Origin of the sequence: Streptomyces carminius, from assembly GCF_002794255.1 — a bacterium.
In the GTDB taxonomy this organism is placed as follows: Bacteria; Actinomycetota; Actinomycetes; order Streptomycetales; family Streptomycetaceae; genus Streptomyces; species Streptomyces carminius.
The window spans coordinates 74,871-93,730 of the sequence record NZ_PGGW01000065.1; the positions used below are offsets into that span (position 1 = coordinate 74,871).

10 protein-coding genes are annotated in these 18,860 nt (G+C 71.4%); 9 read left to right on the plus strand and 1 reads right to left on the minus strand.

Translation table 11 applies throughout. The features are described from left to right. Positions 1-473: 473 nt before the first annotated feature. Entirely contained in the window at positions 474-4,481 is a 4,008-nt protein-coding gene (eccCa, locus tag CUT44_RS23115) for a type VII secretion protein EccCa (RefSeq protein WP_408646781.1), read from the minus strand. 431 nt (positions 4,482-4,912) lie between these two features. Here eccCa and eccD point away from each other — a divergent pair, with 431 nt between their 5' ends. The 9 genes from eccD to CUT44_RS23160 all read left to right on the plus strand — a co-directional run. Then, complete coding sequence (gene eccD, locus CUT44_RS23120; protein ID WP_100203860.1) at positions 4,913-6,289, plus strand: type VII secretion integral membrane protein EccD; 1,377 nt, start codon at positions 4,913-4,915, stop codon at positions 6,287-6,289. A 66-nt stretch (positions 6,290-6,355) separates the two neighbouring features. Continuing rightward, positions 6,356-7,846, plus strand: coding sequence for a type VII secretion protein EccB (gene eccB / locus CUT44_RS23125; protein WP_100203861.1), 1,491 nt, complete (start codon positions 6,356-6,358; stop codon positions 7,844-7,846). A 372-nt stretch (positions 7,847-8,218) separates the two neighbouring features. After that, a complete protein-coding gene (locus tag CUT44_RS23130; protein ID WP_233221590.1) occupies positions 8,219-8,623 on the plus strand; it encodes a WXG100 family type VII secretion target in 405 nt (134 codons plus the stop codon). A 146-nt stretch (positions 8,624-8,769) separates the two neighbouring features. Continuing rightward, positions 8,770-9,090 (plus strand): WXG100 family type VII secretion target, encoded by a 321-nt coding sequence (locus CUT44_RS23135; protein ID WP_199185805.1) that lies wholly within the window; start codon positions 8,770-8,772, stop codon positions 9,088-9,090. Positions 9,091-9,348: 258 nt separating this feature from the next. Then, complete coding sequence (locus CUT44_RS23140) at positions 9,349-9,831, plus strand: type VII secretion system-associated protein (RefSeq protein ID WP_100203863.1); 483 nt, start codon at positions 9,349-9,351, stop codon at positions 9,829-9,831. 64 nt (positions 9,832-9,895) lie between these two features. Next, positions 9,896-13,315, plus strand: coding sequence for an AAWKG family protein (locus tag CUT44_RS34580; protein WP_100203864.1), 3,420 nt, complete (start codon positions 9,896-9,898; stop codon positions 13,313-13,315). Between the two features lie 28 nt (positions 13,316-13,343). After that, on the plus strand, positions 13,344-13,847 hold the full coding sequence (locus tag CUT44_RS23150; protein ID WP_100203865.1) for a YbaB/EbfC family nucleoid-associated protein: 504 nt from the start codon (positions 13,344-13,346) through the stop codon (positions 13,845-13,847). Continuing rightward, the gene (locus CUT44_RS23155; RefSeq protein ID WP_100203866.1) at positions 13,844-14,191 is read left to right on the plus strand and encodes a hypothetical protein; all 348 of its coding nucleotides are present in this window, start codon (positions 13,844-13,846) and stop codon (positions 14,189-14,191) included. Before CUT44_RS23150 ends, CUT44_RS23155 begins: the two co-directional genes overlap by 4 nt. Before the next feature lie 10 nt (positions 14,192-14,201). After that, positions 14,202-18,860: WXG100-like domain-containing protein (locus tag CUT44_RS23160; RefSeq protein WP_199185806.1), on the plus strand; the 4,659-nt coding region annotated here is incomplete at its 3' end.

The following is an 18,860-nucleotide window of genomic DNA, read 5'->3' on the forward strand; positions in this document are numbered from 1 at the left end:
CCGTGCCCGCGCGTCCCCGGGGGTTCCCCCCGGTCGGCAGCCGGGGGGAACCCCCGGGGACGCGGGACGGGTGAACGGCGCCGGACGCCGGGCCGGGCCGCCGCCTGCCGGGGCGGTGGCCGGACAGGTCTGCCGGGCGGTGCCCCGCAGTGGGTGTTCCCGCCGGGCGCGGGGGAGGCCCGGCCCGGCGGGGGGCCGTCCTCGCTCCGGGCGTCCCCGGACGGTTCCGGTGGCGCCGGAAGGGGGCGTTCCCCGGGGGCAGCCGGGGCGGGGGTACCTCCCGGGCCGCCGGGCCCAGGGGGAGCGTCGCACCCCGGAGCGGTCCCGGGTCTCCCCGGCCGGGGAGACCCGCCGGGAGAACCGCGGTACCAGGTGCCCGGGGCGTCCCCGCCGGGCCCGGGAGCGCTCCCGGGCGGCCGTGCCCGGGCGGCACCCCGCGGGGCCCGCCGGGCGTCCGCTCGCCCGGGCCCCGGTCACCGGGCCTCCTCCAGCAGCGGTGTCTGGACCTGCAGGCTCTTGCGGCGGGCGATCCGCAGAGCCCGTCCCGGGATGAGCTCGCGCCCCTTGATGTTGCCGAAGAGATAGCCCTCGCCGGGCGGGCAGGACATCAGCAGGGCGGGGGTGTTGACCTCCAGCATGCGGCGCAGCAGCGGATCGTTCAGACCGCGCCCGACACCGGCGGCGGAACGGGAGACGATCACGTGCAGGCCGACCTCGTGGCCGAGGGCGAGGTGGTCGTAGAGCGGGGCGAAGGGCTGGTTCATCGGGCCGGAGCCGATCATGTCGTAGTCGTCGACCAGGATGAACAGCCGCGGCCCCTGCCACCAGTCGGAGCGCCGCATGCGGGCGGGGGCGATGTCCTCGCCGGGGATGCGCTGCTTGATGGCGCGGGCCGCGCCGTCGACGAACTCCTTCAGGGCGTCCATGGAGACCGCGTGCCCCAGGCGGTACTCCTCGGGCACGGCCTCGACCAGCTCGCGGCGGTAGTCCACGGTCATGACGCGGGCCTGGGCGGGGGAGTAGGTGCCGGTGATGGCCCTGGCGATCACCCGCAGCAGGTTGGTCTTGCCGCACTCGGTGTCGCCGACCACGAGCAGGTGGGGGCTCTCGGAGAAGTCGTGCCAGACCGGCGAGAGCTGGTTCTCCTCCAGGCCGAGGGGGACGCGCAGGTTGTACTCGCCCTCGGCGGCGGCGGGCAGTTCGGTCACGGCCAGAGTGGCGGGCAGCATCCGCACCGCCGGGGCGGCCGGGCCCGTCCAGCTCTCGGTGACGGCGGCCACCAGTGACTCGACGCCCTCGGCGAGGTCCTCGGCGTCCTCGACGCCGTCGATACGGGGCAGCGCGGTGAGGTAGTGGAACTTGTCGGTGGTCAGGCCGCGCCCGGGGACGCGGGGGACGGAGGCGGCCACGCGCGAGCCGACCTGGGAGTCCATCGCGTCGCCCATGCGCAGTTCCAGCTTGGTGCCGGCCTGGTCGCGGACCCCGGCGGACAGCTCCACCCAGCGGGCGGTGGTGACGACCAGGTGGATGCCGTAGTTCAGGCCGCGGGCCGCCAGCGCGTTGAAGGTGGGAACCTGCCGGTCGAGGTCCTGGCGGACGGTGGACCAGCCGTCGACGACGAGGAAGACGTCACCGTGGGGCTCGTCGGCGAACTCACCGTTCGCGCGCCGGCGGCGGTAGGTGGCCATGGAGTCGATGCCGTTGTCCAGGAAGAACTTCTCGCGCCGGGCCAGCAGCGAGGTGACCTCGGAGACGGTGCGGCTCACCCGCTCGGTGTCCACCCGGGTGGCGACCCCGGACACGTGCGGCAGGCCGGTCAGCCCGACCAGGGTGCCGCCGCCGAAGTCCAGGCAGTAGAACTGCACCTCGCGGGGGGTGTGGGTCAGTGCCAGCGCGGTGATCAGGGTGCGGACCATGGTGCTCTTGCCGCTCTGCGGGCCGCCGGCGATGGCGACATGGCCGCCGGCCCCGGACAGGTTCACCGTCAGCAGGTCGCGCAGCTGCTCGAAGGGCTTGTCGACGATGCCGATCGGGACGGTCAGCCTGCCCCGCAGCGGCCAGTCGGCGGTGGTCAGGCCCAGGTGGGGGTCGGGAACGAGCGGCGGCAGCAGCTGGTCGAGGGTGGGCGGGGTGTCCAGCGGCGGCAGCCACACCTGGTGGGCGGGCGGGCCGGAGTCGCGCAGCCGCTCCACGGCCACCGACAGCAGGCTCTGCGCGTTCTCCTCCTCGCTCTCGTCCCCGTCCTCCGGCCCGTCCGTCTCGGGCTCCTCCGGCTGCGGGGCGTCGGCGTCGACCCGGGCGCGCGGCACCACCCAGCCGGAGGACCAGGGCACCACCTGACTGGCCACCTGGGAGGGCTCGGTGATCCGGCGCTGCTTGTAGGGGCCGGAGACGTAGGCGGCGCGGAAGCGGGTGAGGGCGTCCACACCGCTCTTGAGGTAGCCGCTGCCCGGCTGCGACGGCAGCTCGTAGGCGTCGGGGACACCGAGGACGCCGCGGCTCTCCATGGCGGAGAAGGTGCGCAGACCGACGCGGTAGGACAGATGGCCCTCCAGCTGGTGGATACGGCCCTCGTCCAGGCGCTGGGAGGCCAGCAGCAGATGGACGCCCAGGGAGCGGCCCAGCCGGCCGATCACCACGAACAGGTCCATGAACTCGCGGTGCGCGGCGAGCAGTTCGCTGAACTCGTCGACGACGACGAACAGACTGGGCAGCGGCTGGAGCGGGGTGCCGGCGGCGCGGGCCTTCTCGTACTCCAGGGCGGAGGTGTAGTTGCCGGCCGCGCGCAGCAGCTCCTGGCGGCGGATCAGCTCACCGTGCAGGGCGTCCTGCATGCGGGCCACCAGGGAGACCTCGTCGGCCAGGTTGGTGATGACCGCCGAGGTGTGGGGCAGCTCGTCCAGGCCCAGGAAGGTGGCGCCGCCCTTGAAGTCCACCAGGACGAAGTTGAGGGTCTCGGAGGAGTTGGTCAGGGCGAGGGCCAGCACCAGGGTGCGCAGCAGTTCGCTCTTGCCGGAGCCGGTGGCGCCGATGAGCATGCCGTGCGGTCCGGTGCCGCCCTGCGCGGACTCCTTGATGTCCAGCTCCACCGGGGTGCCCTCGGCGCTGACGGCGATGGGCACCCGCAGCCGGGCGCTGCCGGTGTGCCGCTCCCACAGGGTGGGCGGATCGTGCCGGTACAGGTCGGGGATGCCCAGCAGGGTGGTGAGTTCCACGTCGCTGGACAGCGGCTGGGTGGCGTCCACGCCCCCGGTGTTCATCCGGTAGGGGGCCAGCAGCCGGGCCAGGGCCTCGGCGGTGACCGGTCCCAGGGCGTCGGGGGCGCCCAGGGAGGTGGTCTGCTCCTTGCGTTCCCGGTCGGTGCGGACCAGCGCCACCTGGCCGTCCTCGACCTCCAGACGGAGGGTGGTGCGGCCGGGACGCCAGGTCAGCGCCCCGTCGACGTCCAGGACCACCGCGTTGCGGAAGCCCATGGAGTCGAAGCGGTGGCCGGCGGGGACGGTGACGCCGTCGATGACGACGACGGTGAAGGGCTCCTCCCGGCCGGCCTGGGCGTCCGGGTCGGCGGCGGGGCGCTCGGTGAACTCCGCGCCCAGCAGGTTCTCCAGCTCGCCGAAGGCCGAGACGATCATCCGCACCGGGCCGGCGCCGTCCTGCTCGTGCCGGTGGAGGCTGTGCGGCAGCCACTTGGCCCACTCCCACTGCTCGCGCCGCTCGTCGGACACGCACAGCGCGATCCACACGTCCTCGGGGGAGTGGAAGACCGCGAGCTGGGCCAGCATGCCGCGGACCATGGCGCGCACCGCCTCGGCCTCACCGCGGAAGAGGACCTTGGACCAGGCCCGCAGGTAGATCGCGATGGGCTGGTCGGGGACGGTGGAGTAGGCGCGGGTGAAGCTGCGCAGCGCGTGGGCCGAGAGCGGCTCCAGGTCCTCGACGGGCTTGGTGGACAGCGGGCTCAGCTTCAGCGCCATGCGCTGGTCGCCCACGCCCATGCGGACCTCGGCGAAGTCCTCGTCGGTGGCACGGCGCTCCCACAGCCGGGTGGTGCGCACCAGGCACTCCAGCGTGTGGGGGTGGGGGTGGCGCCAGGCCAGGGCCTTCTGCTGGTCGGCGACGGCCGAGCGCACCTTGCGCCGCACCTGGCCCAGGTAGCGCAGGTAGTCGCGGCGCTCACCCTTCAGCCGCTGCTTGCGCTCGGCGTTGCGGCGCATGATCTGGCCCAGCATCATCGCCGCGGAGGCCACCACCATCAGACCCAGCGCCAGGTAGATGAAGCTGCCGCCGCCGCGGGTCATGCCCGGCCGCATGAACATCAGCATCATCGACACCGACATCAGCGCCATCGGCAGGTAGGTCCACACCGCCGAGGAGTCGGGCGTCACTTCCGGGAGCGTCGGCGGTTCCTGGAGGCTCAGCTCCCCGGACGGCATGTCCGGGCCGCGCCGCCGGGCCGGCCTGCGGAACAGGATCACGCTCAACGAAAACGTCCTTTTCTCGTGGTTTTCCGGCCGGCTTTCCGGCAAGGAACAGGATGCCCGGTTCCGCCCCGGAGTGCGGAGCGGGAAAACACCGGGATTCCCCGGCCGGCCCGCCGATACCCGTCGGCCGGGTGCGGACGGGGCATAGAATAGGGAAGCCTTGGGGCAGCCGGTCGAGCCGGGGAGGGTTAAAAGGGCAACTTCCCCTGCCCCTTTCCCCGCCCGGCCGACGGCACAGGGTCTTTGTACGGTGGTCCGTGAGACGCACCGGACGTTGCACAATAGGGCGGCCGCCGGTCAAACTCACCGGCACGTGCCACGCCGTCCGGCCCCCGCACCCGGCCGCCGGACGGTGTGTCCGCCCCTTTTCACCGGTTTTTCCCATGCCACCGCGACAATGCGCGGTCTGCCAGGAAGCGCGAACCACGACCATGACTGACACCCGGACCGCGGCCCTGTGCCGCCTGACCGTACGGGCTCCCGCCCGCACCATCGACCTGGCCGTGCCGGCCGATGTGCCCGTCGCCGATCTGCTGCCCACAGTGATCGGCTACGGAGGGGAGGAGCTGGAGGAGTCCGGGCTGGAACACGGCGGCTGGGTGCTCCAGCGCCTGGGCGGTCCACCGCTGGACCCCGAGAGTACCCTGGACTCCCTCAACCTGCGCGACGGCGAGGTGCTGCATCTGCGGCCCCGCGAGGAGGCCCTGCCCGAGGTCCATCTGGACGACCTGGTGGACGGCATCTCCACCACCATGCGCGGCCGCCCGCACGGCTGGAGCCCGCTGGCCAGCCGCCGTCTGCTGCACGGCCTGGTCGGCGCCACCCTCGCCCTGGGCCTGGTGCTGCTCGCCCAGAACGGGGCCGACGCCTGGATACGGGCCCTGGCCGCCGCCGTCTTCGGGCTGCTGCTGATCGCCGGGGCCGGCTCGGCCTCCCGCGCGGTGGGCGACACCGGTGCCGCGGCCGTGCTGGGCATGGCGGCCGTCCCGTACTTCGCCCTGGCCGGCTGGCTGCTGCCGGGCGACGCCCCCGCCCTGGGCAACGTCCCCCTGGCCGCCTCGGCCGCCGCCGCCGGCGCGGCCGTCCTGGCCCTGGCGGCGGTGGGCACCTATCCGGCGCTGTTCCTGGGCGTGGTCGCGGTCGCGGTGGCCGGCGCCATCGGCGCCGGCCTGCTGCTGACAGGGCTGACCAGCGAACGGGCCGCCAGCGTGGTGGCGGTGGTGGTGGTGCTCTTCGGCGGCTTCGTCCCCTCGCTGTCCTTCCGGCTGGCGGGAATGCGGATGCCGCCGCTGCCCACCAACGTCCAGCAGCTCCAGGAGGGCATCGACCCGTACCCCACCGACGAGGTCGAGACCCGTTCCATCCTGGCCGACGGCTGGATGACCGCCTTCTACGGCGCCATCGCCCTGGTGTGCCTGCCCTGCCTGATCGCGCTGACCGCCGATCCCGAATGGGCCGAGATCTGTGTCACGGTGGCCCTGTCCCTCCTGCTGCTGCTGCACAGCCGGGGTCTGGGCAACGTCTGGCAGCGGCTGTCCCTGACCGCCGCCGGTGCCTGGGGAGCGGCCCTGCTGGTGTACGCCGGGGCCCAGCGGCTGGACGGCGGTGACCGGCTGGCGGTGGCCGTCGCCCTGCTGGGCCTGACCGCGACCCTGGCGATCGCCTCGTGGACGGTGCCCGGCCGCCGGCTGGTGCCCTACTGGGGCCGGGCGGCCGAACTGCTGCACTCCGCGGCCGCCATCAGCATGCTGCCGCTGATGCTGTGGTCGGTGGGCGTCTACGGCCTGCTGCGCGGCCTCAACGGCTGACCCCGGCCGAACGGCCTGCCCCGGCCCACTCCACCGTCCACCAGACCCGGGAACCTCACTTCACCGATGCAGAACAAACGCGACCAAGTACAGGCCCACCTGTTCGTGATGGGCCGCCTGGCCTCGGCCATGCTGCGCGCGGACCCCGACGACCCCGAGAGCCCGTCGGGCCGCACCAACCGCGGGGCCGCGATCGGACTGATCATCGCGGTGCTGGTGTGTGCCGGCGCCTTCGTCTTCGGCCTGCTCAAACCCGGTGGGAACACCACCTGGAAGGCCGAGGGCAAGCTCGTGGTCGACAAGCAGACCGGAGCCTCCTACCTGTACCTGGACGGCCGGCTGCGCCCGGTGCGCAACTACGCGTCCGCCCGGCTGATCACCGGCGGTGCCCCCGAGGTCTCCTCGGTGGGCACCTCCTCCCTGGGCGACACCCCCCACGGCACCCCGGTGGGCGTCCCCGGCGCACCCGACGCGCTGCCCGGCGGCGGCGAGCTGGAGACCGGCCCCTGGCTGGTGTGCTCGGTCACCGAGCCCACCGAGACGGGCGAGCCCCGGGCCCGCACCGCCCTGGCCATCGGCGCCGGGAAGGTCGAGGACATCTCCGGGGCGCGGCGGCCGGGCGACGGCGGCGGGGTGCTCGTCACCGGTCCCGACGGCCGGGCGTACCTGCTGTGGCAGGGCAGCAGGCTGCGGCTGGACGAGAAGGCCGACGCCGTCCGGGCGCTGGGCTACGGATCCGTCACCCCCCGCCCGGTCTCCGCGGCCTTCCTGGACGCCTTCCCCCAGGGGCCCGACCTGGCCCCGCCCGAGGTGCCCGGCCGGGGCGAGGACGGTCCGCGCCTGGGCGGGCGGGCCACCCGGGTCGGCCAGGTCTTCCGGGTGGACGTGCCCGGCTCCGAACCCCGGTACCACCTGCTGGGCAAGGAGGGGCTGGTGCCGCTCAGCGACACCGTCGCCGCGCTCGTCCTGGGCGACCCGCGTACCGCCGAGGAGGCCTACGGCGGCGGCGAGACGCAGGTGCCCACCCTCGGAACCGACGCCCTCACCGGTCATCTGGCCCCCGGCGCCGCCGGGTCCGGGGACGAGGCCGGGCTGCCGCCCACTCCGCCCGAGCCCGTCCGGGCCGCCCCGGACCAGACGGTGTGCGCGGACGTCGCGTCCGCCGGCGGCAGTGCCCGGGTGGGCACCGCGATACTGCCCGAGACGGTGCTGGGCGACCCCGTCCAGGCCCCCGAGCCGGAGTTCGAACCGGCCTGCCTGCCGGTGGACGCCGTCTCGGTACGGCCCGGCGCCGGGGTGCTGGTACGGGCGCTGAGCGCGGCCGGAAGCACCCTGGGGGACACCACGTTCCTGGTCACCGACACCGGCGTCAAACACCGGCTGCTCTCCAAGGAGGCCGTCGAGGCGCTGGGGTACGGCGGCGCGGAGGAACGGACCCTGCCCGCGCACGTGCTGTCGATGCTGCCCACCGGCCCCGATCTGACCAAGGAGGCCGCCACTACCGGCGAGCCGCGCATCTCGGTGCGCTGCGTGCGTCCCGACCGGGAGAAGCGGTAGCCCGTTCGCGCCGCGGAGGTGGGCGGCGGGCAACGATACCGGGGCCACTCGGGCAACGCCGGGTGGCAACCGCTGCCGTGCCACCGGCTCCGCCGGCGGCTTTATGTCCGCTGTGACCGCCTTCGTGTGCGCCGTCCGCTCGTTCGAGCAAGGAATTCCCGAAAATTCTGCTCAGGTGAGCAATTGGGTAAAGGTGGTGGCGGCACGGGAGTGTTTGCGCGGCTCGTTCGGGCGTGCTTATCATCTGCTCCGACTCAATGGCCCTATTCCCTGTCGTGGGCCTGTCGCGGCAAGAGCGGCCCCGTACGCTGCCGCGCGCGGCTTTTACTCGGTTGCGACGGGGCGAATCAGTGGAGAAAAGGGGAACCCCCCATGTCTTTGCAGCAGTCCACGGAGGAATCCACCCGGAACGGGATTGAGGCCCTCAGCATGGCCTTCAAGGGGGTCCAGCGCTGTCAGCAGGACGTCCAGGGCACCCGCCAGAACCTCGGCACCTCGTACGGCGGCAGCGACGGTGGAGCCTTCGGAAAGCTCCTGGACGAGTGGGACCGCAACGTCGACACGATCCTGCTCAACCTGGACCGGATGGTCGACGAGCTGAACGAGACCCTGCGCGAGCACGGCCTGACGCAGGGCTCCTCCAACGAGGTCATCAACGAGCAGTACAACCGCTCCACCTCGGTGTTCGACGAGCTGAACCCGCCTCCCGCGGGCGAGCCGGGGACGTCCTCCTCGAACTTCAGCTCGGACGAGCGCCTCAAGCCGCTCGGCGGCTGACCTTCCGGCCCCGGCGTGCTCCCACCGCACGCCGAGCCCCGCCCCGTCGGCGCGTCCACCGCCGACCCGCCACTTCCGCCGGTCCCCGCCCCGCCCACAGGCGGCGACCGTCCCCCTGCCCGCACCCGCGGTGAATCGAGGACCCCGTGAACCTGAGCGACGGCTACATCTACATCGACTACCGGCACGCGGAGAACGCGGCCGACGACATGGTCGAACAGTCACAGGCCATCATGAGCATCATCGAGAACCTCGAGATGGAGCTGACCGAGCTGAAGAACACCTGGATCGGTGAGGACAGCGACGTCTACCGGCAGGTGCAGGCCAACTGGAACCAGGCCGTGCAGAACATCAGGAACCTGCTGGCCAGCAACTCCCACCTGCTGACCGACATCTCCGACAACTACCGCTACACCGAGAAGGCCCTCTCCGACCGCTGGTCGAGCATCACGATCGGCAGCCGCTGACCTTCGTTCCGCACCGGACGGCCCTGCCGTACTCCCGCTCCGCGAGCCCCCTCGACGACCCGGGGCGAGCGGGCGGGAGGCGCGGACGGACCACGGCGCACACCGTTCGGGGGCACCGGTTTCCCGCCGTGCCGGGCGAGAAGCCGGCCCCCGGCCACCACATGCAGCACATGCAGCACACGTAAGCGTCCGCGTCGCGCGGGAACCCCGCGGCGCGGACGCCGGTGGTGCCGACACCGCCAGGCAGAAGGTGAGGACATGGCCGAGAACAAGACCACGGTGCTCGACAGCGAGTTCCTGAAGAACTTCATCAAGGAGGAGATCACCGAGTTCAAGGCCGCCCTGGAGAAGATGCTCAAGGACTCGCCGAGCGACGGCCCGGCCATCTCCTCCGTCGGGAAGCGGCAGAGTGACACGCTCCTGTCCACCCGTCCGCTGGTGATCGGGAAGATGGCGGGCGAGAGCGGCGTCGAGGGGGCCGGGCTGAACGAGCAGATCCAGGCGGCCGCGGACGCCATCGAAACCGTCATCAAGGACCACGGCCTCCTGTTCGACGACATCGAGGAGGCCCTTGAGGAGACCGTCGAGGAGCTGACGGAGAACCAGAAGGGCAGCCTGGACAAGATCACCGCCGAGACGTTCATGGACATCTTCGACGACGTCGACGCCGGTATGGAGGGGGGAGGCACCTACTCCGGAGGCGACTACGACGACGATGACGATGACGATGACGACGACTGATCCGGACCGGCAGCCGTAACCCCGCCCGGCCTTCCCCGCCCCGTAACGCGCCGCGGAGCCCTCAGTGTCCAGTGAGAACGACTTCAACAACAACGACGACTACTGGAAAATGGCAGTCGACATGCTCACCGGCTATGTCCTGCCGCCACGCAACACGCTGTTCGAGGAGCTCAAGGGCAACGAGGACATCCCCCTGATGCACGTGCGGCTGCACAAGGTGGGGGGCAGTGACTCCGGCAACCAGTCCGGCTTCTACTCGGTGATCGGGTGGCGCAAGCAGAACACCGACCTGATCATCCCCTTCATGAAGCCGTCCGGCGACCAGGCGGAAGACGTCGCGGCGGGAAGGTCGCTCAGCCACTACTACGCGTACATCACCATCCTGGGGACCATCAACGAGAAGATCCCCAGCGGCGAGGACATCCTCGCCGGTGTCGAGCTCACCAGCAAGGTCCTCAAGGACGGGGGCGGCTGGAACAAAGAGGGCGAGCACGTCAAGTGGAGCACCAAGCCCATGACCCAGTACATCAACGGGTCGGTCCTGGCGCTGCAGCACCTCAGGGACAACTACACCACCGTGGGCTTCTCCAACCGCGGACTGGACGTGGGCGACAAGGACTACGTCGATCTGACCTCCTTCACCGACACCGCCAAGGCCTTCGAGCGGGCGGTGAAGTTCTTCCAGGACAGCGCCACGACGGTCGAGGGCTGGGAGAAGAAGGAGATCGGTGAGGGCAGCGAGTCCTGGGCCGGCACCGGGGCGAGCATCTTCAGGGAACTCATCGAGAAGCTGGCCCGCAACTACAGCGGCTACGTCAAGCAGCTCGGCGAGGGAGCCGAGGGCACCCAGACCACCGAGGTCACCATCGACGGCTACGCCGTCAGCACCGCGCCCGGCCGTGCCCTGGCCCGCCTCCAGCAGACGATCCTCACCGAGGTGAACAACCTCATCACCGCCTGGAACGCCTGGAGCGCCGTACGGTCCCCGCAGCGCTGGCTGTACGACCTGCTGGAGAAGGCCACCGACGAGCTGTTCACCAACCAGTACGAAAAGATCGACTTCGAGTCCTCCTACACCGCCCACTACGGCGGTGGAAGCACCACCTACACGTATGTGGTGGCCAAGTCCGAGTTCAAGAACAGCATCTACATCCACGGCGAGCCCTACGGTCCGCCCGACGACATGGCGACCTGGAAGAAGATCGGCGAGAAGGCCGTCAAGGGCTGGGAAGAAGCCGCGGACGCCCACCTGAACGAGATCTCCGCCACCGCGATCAAGAACATCGCGCAGGCGTTCGACGACGCGAAGAACAGCTTCGCCCCCGAACTCACCGACAGGGACAAGCGCTCGCTGTCCGACATCGCCGCCAAGGAGCAGGCGGCCAAGGAGAAGAAGGACAACGAGGAGTTCCTCAAGAAGCAGAAGGAGGACTACGAGAAGGACCGGGCGGCGGCCCAGGCGGAGCAGGACAAGCGCAGGAAGGAATACGAGGAGGACCGGGCGGCGGCCAAGGCCGCGCAGGAGGAGGCCCAGCGGCAGGCACAGCAGGACCGCGAAGAGGCCAAGCGGCAGGCGGAGGAGGACCGGGCGGCGGCCAAGGCGGCCCAGGAGGAGGCCCAGCGGCAGGCACAGCAGGACCGCGAAGAGGCCAAGGCCGAGCAGAAGAAGGCGCAGGAAGAGGCCAGGGCCGCCCAGGAGGAGGCCCGCAACGAGGCCAAGGCCGCCCAGGAAGAAGCTCAGCGGCAGGCGCAGCAGGACCGGGAAGAAGCCAAGGCGGCCCAGGAAGAGGCCCGGCAGCGGGCGGAGCAGGACCGGGAAGAGGCCAAGGCCGAGCAGGACAAGCAGCGGCAGGAAGCGCAGAACCAGCAGGCCCTGGCGGCGCAGTTCGCCGCCCAGCAGCGGGCCGAGTCCAAGGCCGAGCAGGAGCGGCAGCGCAAGCAGTCCGAGGAGGACCGCGCGGCGGCCAAGGCCGAGCAGGAGAAGGAGAAGGCCGAGGCCAAGGCCGCGCAGGAGGAGGCCCAGCGGCAGGCGCAGCAGGACCGGGAAGAGGCCAAGGCCGAGCAGGAGAAGGAGAAAGCCGAGGCCAAAGCCGCGCAGGAGGAGGCCCGCAACGAGGCCAAGGCCGCCCAGGAGGAGGCCCAGCGGCAGGCGCAGCAGGACCGGGAAGAGGCCAAGGCCGCGCAGGAGAAGGAGAAAGCCGAGGCCAAGGCCGCGCAGGAGGAGGCCCGCAACGAGGCCAAGGCCGCGCAGGAGGAGGCCCAGCGGCAGGCGCAGCAGGACCGGGAAGAGGCCAGGGCCGCGCAGGAGGAGGCCCGCAACGAGGCCAGGGCCGCCCAGGAGGAGGCCCGCAGCGAGGCCGAGAAGGAGCGCGAGGAGGCCAAGGCCACCCAGGAGGAGCTCCGCCGGGAGGCACTCAAGGAGCAGGCCCAGGCCAGGTACGAGGCCGAGCAGGCCAAGAACGACGCCCAGGAGCAGTTCCAGCGGGAGCAGAACGAGGTCCGCGCCGAACGGGACGCCGCCGAGCGGGAGGCCAACGAGCGCGAGGCCGAGGCCCGCCGCGAGTACGAGCAGGCCAAGGAAGCCGCCGAGGAGCAGCGCGAGCAGGCCAGGACCGACGCGGAGGCCGAACGCGCCGAGGCCAGGGCGGAGTACGAGCGGCAGCTGGACGAGGGGCGCGTCAGCCAGGAGGAGGCCCGCGCCCAGTACGAGGACCGGCTCGCCGAGATCGACCGGACCGAGGCCGAGGCCATCGCCGCCGCCGACGAGGCCCAGAACCAGGCCAGGGCCGAGTACGAGCAGGAGAAGGAAGCCGCCCGCGAGGCCCGCCAGGAGGCCAGGGCCGAGGCCGAGGAGGCCCGCCGGGACGCCCGGGCCCGCTACGACGAGCGAATGGCCGAGATCCAGGCCGAGCAGGACCGTCTGAACGGCGGCGACAAGAACATCGGGGAGCTGATCCAGCAGCGCCTGGCGGACCTGCCCCCCGTCCCCGAGCCCGGCGTTCCCGTCGGAGCCGGCGTGAACTCCCCCTACTCCGCGGCCTTCAGCGACAACCTCTACGGCTCCGACGCCCCCGCCGCCGCGCTGGGCCGCGAGGACGCCGCGGTCGGCGCCGGCTCCTCGCAGCCGGGCGCGCCCGGCGCGCCGATGATGCCGCCGATGATGGGCGGAATGGGCGGTGCGGGTGCCGCGGGCGGCGGCTCCTCGGGGGAGCGGGGTCGCCAGGTGCTGGACACCTCCATCGCCCGTCCCGTCCGGGCCGCGGGCGGCCCGGGTGTGGACGAGGAGCACCGGGTGGCGCCGCGCGGAACGCAGACCACCAGCAGCGGCATGCCGTTCATGCCTCCCATGGGCGGCCCGATGGGCGGCGGCAACGGAGGCCAGCAGACCGAGAGCAGCGACCGCGAGCGCACCACCTGGCTGGCCGAGGACGAGGACGTCTGGGGCACCGACGAGGGCGGCGCACCGCAGGCACTGGGCCGATGAGAACCGGCCGGGAAGAGGGGAGAGGGCGTTGAGCGATTCACTGGAGGACCGCATCACCAGGGCCACGGCTGAGATCGAGCAGCTGGAGAAGGACGTGGTCACCGCCCAGGCGCGGCTGGAGAGCGCCACGCACACCGCCCGTTCGTCCGACCGGTCGGTGCAGGCCACCGTCAACGGCCGGGGCGAGGTGACCGCCGTGGAGTTCCTCGACGGCAAGTACCGGACCATGGCCGCCGCACAGCTCTCCACCGCGGTGCTGGAGGCCCTCACCGCCGCCCGTGCCGCCATGGCGCGCGCGGCGGTGGAGGTGCTCGACCCGATCACCAGGCGCGCCCCGGCCGGCAGCCCGCGGCAGGTGCGGGGCGTCGATTGGGGCCAGGTGTTCGGCTCGCTGCTCGACGACGACTCCCAGCGGCAGCCGCGGCGTTCCAGCCGGTTCCACGACGAGATCCACGAGGACGACGAGCTGCCGTCCGCCGCGCCCGGGCAGCCCGCCGGCGACCGGCGGCGGCCGAAGGACGGTTCACGGTGAGCGAGTTCTCCGCCGATGTCGAGGAGGTCCTGGCCAGCAGCCGGGAACTGCGTCAGCTGATACATCTCGGCAAGGGGATGATCCAGCGGTTCGAGGACGGCACCTCGTACTACGAGGGCTGCTGGGGAGTGGAGGGCGACGACGAGTTCGCCAACAACGTGGTCCCCCAGGTGAGGCTGACGAAGGAGGCGCTGGGGAGGGCGGTCGGGACCGTCGACCAGGTGGCCGACGGGGTCGTCGAGACCCTGGCGGCCGAGGCGAACGCCATCAGGAGGCCGCAGGACGACGCGCTGGAGGACATCAACCGTCAGGGCGACGGGGACGACGGCGACGTGAGGCGCTGACCGACCACCGATGGCGATCAACTTCCCGCCGGGACTGGCGGAGTTCTTGGAGGTCTGGCTGGGGGCGAACGTCGCCCGCGGCAACGAGGACCTGGGCTACGACAGCCGTATGCCCTACCACGATCTGGCGACTGAGGTCAGGGAGTACCGCGCCCTGGCCCAGCGCGTGCTGTCGTGGGCCGAGACCTCACTTCCGCCTGCCATCGGGAAGCAGTTCTCCGCAGCGATGCGGCAGTTCGTCTCCGACGACGGGAAGGACCGTCTCAGCGAGCTGGCAGATGAGGCGGACAAGGCCGGTGAGCGGCAGGTGGAGTACTCCAGACGGCTCGCCGAGGCCAAGTACGAGATCATCTGGGAATTCATCTTCATGAAGATCGAGCTGGCCGCGATCGCCGTGGAGGTGGCGTTCTCCGGTGGCGCGGCGGCCGCTCAGATCCCGCTGGTCGAGGCCCGTACCGCGCTGCGGATGATGCTGATCATGCAGCGCCTGTCGCGCCGGGTCCCGATCTTCTCCACCGTGGTCACGGAGGCGATCGAGGAGGCCCTCACCTCCCTGGCCGCGCAGCTGACCTCGATGATCGCACCGGACAACCCGGACCGGAGGCGGACGGATCTGGACGGGAAGGACATCGGGATCGCGGCCTTCTTCGGCGCGACCGCAGGTCTGATCGGCGGGATACTGGGCGAGGCGGCCCGCTGGGGGCTGAAGAGTTTCCTCGACAACAAGCCGCAGTGGTTCAAGGAAATGCTGCAGTTCCCCGAGGCCTTCATCAACGAGGGCGCCGCGGAGTCGATCGCGGAGTGGTTCGTCAAGGGTGTCGTCTTCGGCAAGTGGGAGTTCAAGCCCAGCACCTTCGTGCAGGCCGGTATCAGCGGTGTGCTGTTCGAGGCGGCCGCCGATGTGACGATCAGAATCACGGAGCTCCTGGCCCACAAGTTCAACCAGAATTTCGGCCCGCAGTACACCAACAACGCCGACGCCTTCTACGACAAGTTCTCCGCCGGCAACACCCCGGGCGGCAAGCAGCCCTCCACGGTCTCCTCCGGATCCGACGTGCCGGAACTCGGGCTGGGCCCGGGGGTCGTCGGCGGGTACAACGGCGTCTTCCAGCCGGGGGCGGACGGGACTGGTGTGTTCCAGCCGGGTCCGGTGGGCGTCGTCGGGGCCGGCGGTGACACGGCCGACGTCAACCTTCCCGGCCCGCTGCCCGCCTTCCAGCCGCCGCCGACCACCTCCGGCGCCCCGACCGCCTCACACACCACCGGCACCGGACGCGACGACCTCAACGACGGGACGCCGTATGCGAACGGTGACACCGTCCTCCGCCCCGACCTCCCCGGCGTTTCCCCCACCGCGCCGCATGTCCCGCCGTACTCCTCGCCCGCCCCCGGCGACGTCGGCTCCCGCAGCGGCTTCGACGACAACGCCTCGCTCTACAGCGACGTCAGTTCCCTCAGCGACTTCGGCGACAACGTCTCGTTCCACAGCGACGTCAGTGATCTCAGCGATACCGGTGAGGTCGGCGGTACCGGGAGCACGGGTGGCACTGGTGGGATGAACGGTGCGGGGCTCACCCCGTCCCCGTCCTCCTCCGGCTCTTCTTTCTCCGGCTCCGGCCACAACCCCGCCGCGAGCGGCTTCGATGACAGCACCCTCCCGTTGTCCGACGACAGCGATCTCAGTGACGACAGTGACGCATGGTCGGTCACCAGCGAGGACACGGTGATCACCGAGCCCGACATCGACGATGTCCGGACCGGTGTGAAGGACCCTTCGGTCGACACGGGCAGCGGGCCGTCCCTTGCCCCCGGCGCAGTGGCCCCTGCTCCTTCCTCCCTCCCTTCCACCGCGGCCCCGGGCCAGAACCAGGGGCAGAGCCCGGTACAGCCACAGGGGCAGCCCCAGACACAGGGGCAGCCCCAGGGCCAGGGGCAGAACCGGGGGCAGACACCGGCCGACTCCACTGGTCGGCGGACCGACGTCCCGGCTTCCTTCACCCCCCTCGCGCCGGAACAACCCGCGCCGGACACCACCACACCGGTCACTGGTCAGAACACGCCCGACCAGAACACGCCCGGGCAGACCATCGGCGCGACGCCGGGACAGCCGGACGCCCGGCAGCAGACCACCGGCACCACGCCCCCGCCCTCCACCACCACGCCCCCGCCCACCGCCGGTCCGGCGCCCACATCCACCACCGGCCCGGCCCAGACCCCGGCGGCCCAGACCCCCGCCTCCACCCAGCCCGGCCGACCGGCGGCGCCGACGCCGATCTCCACCACCAGCACGGGCCCCACCATCGCGCCCACCACAAGCACGCCCACCTCCAGCGCCACATCTCCCACCACCGCGGCGCCCGCGCCCACTCCCACCACCGCGGCGCCCGCGCCCACTCCCACCACCGACTCCAAGCAGCCCGGCCGGCCCGTAACCGGTACCTTCCACACCCCCACCTCCACCGGACCGCAGCCGATCACCCCCAAGACCGCCCATCCCGTCCTCACCAGCGGCCCGTACAGCGTCCACATCCAGCCCGTCGACAAGGCGTCCACCACCGCCGACGTCCCCGGCGGCCCCGGGAAGACCACCACGGCCACGCCGAACAGCACCCCTGACCGGGTCACCACGTCCGCTCAGATCCCGACCTCGGCCGTCACTCCGGCGTCCCGGCAGGAGAGCGGCCCCACCCCCGGCCAGAAGGCCGCCTTCACCGCCCCCGGAACCACCGGACCGGGGCAGTCGCGGCGGACGCCGCCGCGCACCAGGCGGACGAGGAAGGACTGGGGTCATCCGCCGGCCGTCTTCAACCCGGTAAAGGACTCCGCCACCGGCAAGGTGATCGGCGAGGTGTCCTTCAACGCGGCCGACCTGTCCAAGCGCCGGAACTACGGCAAGCTCTCCGAGCAGAAGCGGTTCCTGCAGTGGCGGCTGGACGAACAGGGCAGGCGAGTTCACAGCTGGCAGGACCTGCCGCCCGGGGTCGAGGGATCGTTCTTCCTCGGCATGCACTACGACGAGCGCGGTTTCCGCGTCGAGGGAGCCGACGGCAGGACTCACATCTTCAGCGCCGAGGAACTCGGCGAACTGATCCAGGGCAATCCTGACCTCGCGGGCTTCACCGACATCACGCTGATCGCCTGCGACTCCGGCCGTGACATCACCATCGGTGAGTACCGGAACAGGATCAACGCCGCGCAGATCATCGCCGATCTCACCGGCAAGACGGTCCACGCCCCGACCGGCAAGTTCGCCCTGGCGGACGAGCAAGGTGGGCAGGGCGGGACCCCTGTCATCCACCTCTACAACGACAAGGACGGCGCGAAGCCGGAGTTCCGCACCTTCCACCCTCTGCCGGCCACTTCCGTCCCGGCCCCCGCCTCGCCCGTCAGTAAGCCTGCCCGTCCGCCTTTCGCGGGGTTCTACACGGCGCCGGGTGTTCCCTTCCCACGCATGACCGCGGCGAACTCCCCGGACTCCGCGAGCGAGGAGCCCGCTCCGGTGCTGGCGGCCTTCGACGAGTCGGGTGAGGGGAGGGAAATCCCCTGGGACGAGATCACGTCGTCGGCGTGGTTTGCGGAGTTGCATCCGGCGCATCGTGAGCGGCTGCGGGGTGTGGAGGACTACACGCTGCTCGAGGACGCTCTGGAGCAGACGCGGAACACGGTGGTGGCCGCGGTGGACGGCGGCGCGGGTCCGGAGGATGTGGCACTGCTGCGGGACCTGCACGGACTGCGGAGCAATGTCACCGCGTTCGACCCGGTGATGCTGCCGTTCCTGGAGCGTCATGTGGGTGCCGCTCTGGGTGCGGGCAGTGCGGTGTTGGTGCAGGATTCGGTGGCGAGGTTCGGTCACCATGTGCCGCATACGGATCTGGTGGTTCCGCATCCGGGTCCGTGGGCGCGGGATCGTGGTGTTTCGGGTCTGGCGCGCAGTCTTGAGTTCGTGCTGGGGCATCACAGCACGGCTCACATCCTGCTGGACAACGAGGTCTCCGCGGCGGAGAACAGTCAGTCGGTCCAGTTGCTGGCCGGGATCGAGGAGATCAACGAGCTGTACCGGGATGTGCCGGGGTATGTGCCGCTGCGGGTGTCCGTGGACGTTCCGGCGGTCGAGGTGGGGAGGGACGACCGCGGCAGGGTGCAGGAGTACACCGAGCTCGGTGGGGTCCGGCTGCGGATCCGGCATCAGCCTCCGTACCGGGTGGTCACCGTCACTCGTGGGCATGACCTGCCGGTGACCGCGAGTACCGAGTCGGCGCCCGTGGTCACCGATACCGCCGGTGAGACCTCCCAGGTGCCGGCCTTCCCAGGGCTGGACGCGGCGTGGAATTCTCCGGATTCGGGTCCGGTGTTGGTGGCGTTCGATGGGTCGGGTGAGGGGCGGGAGGTCACGTGGGCGGAGGTCACCTCGTCGCCGTGGTTCGCGGAGCTGTCTGACGAGCATCGTGAGCGGTTGCGGGGTGTGGAGGAGTACACGCCGGTCGCGGATGCTCTGGAGCAGACGCGTAACACGGTGGTGGCCGCGGTGGACGGCGGTGCGGGGCCGGAGGATGTGGGGCTGCTGGCGGATCTGCATGGGCTGCGGGGGAATGTCACCGCGTTCGATCCGGTGATGCTGCCGTTCCTCGGTCAGCAGGTGGAGTCGGTGCTCGGGTCGGGGAACGCGGTG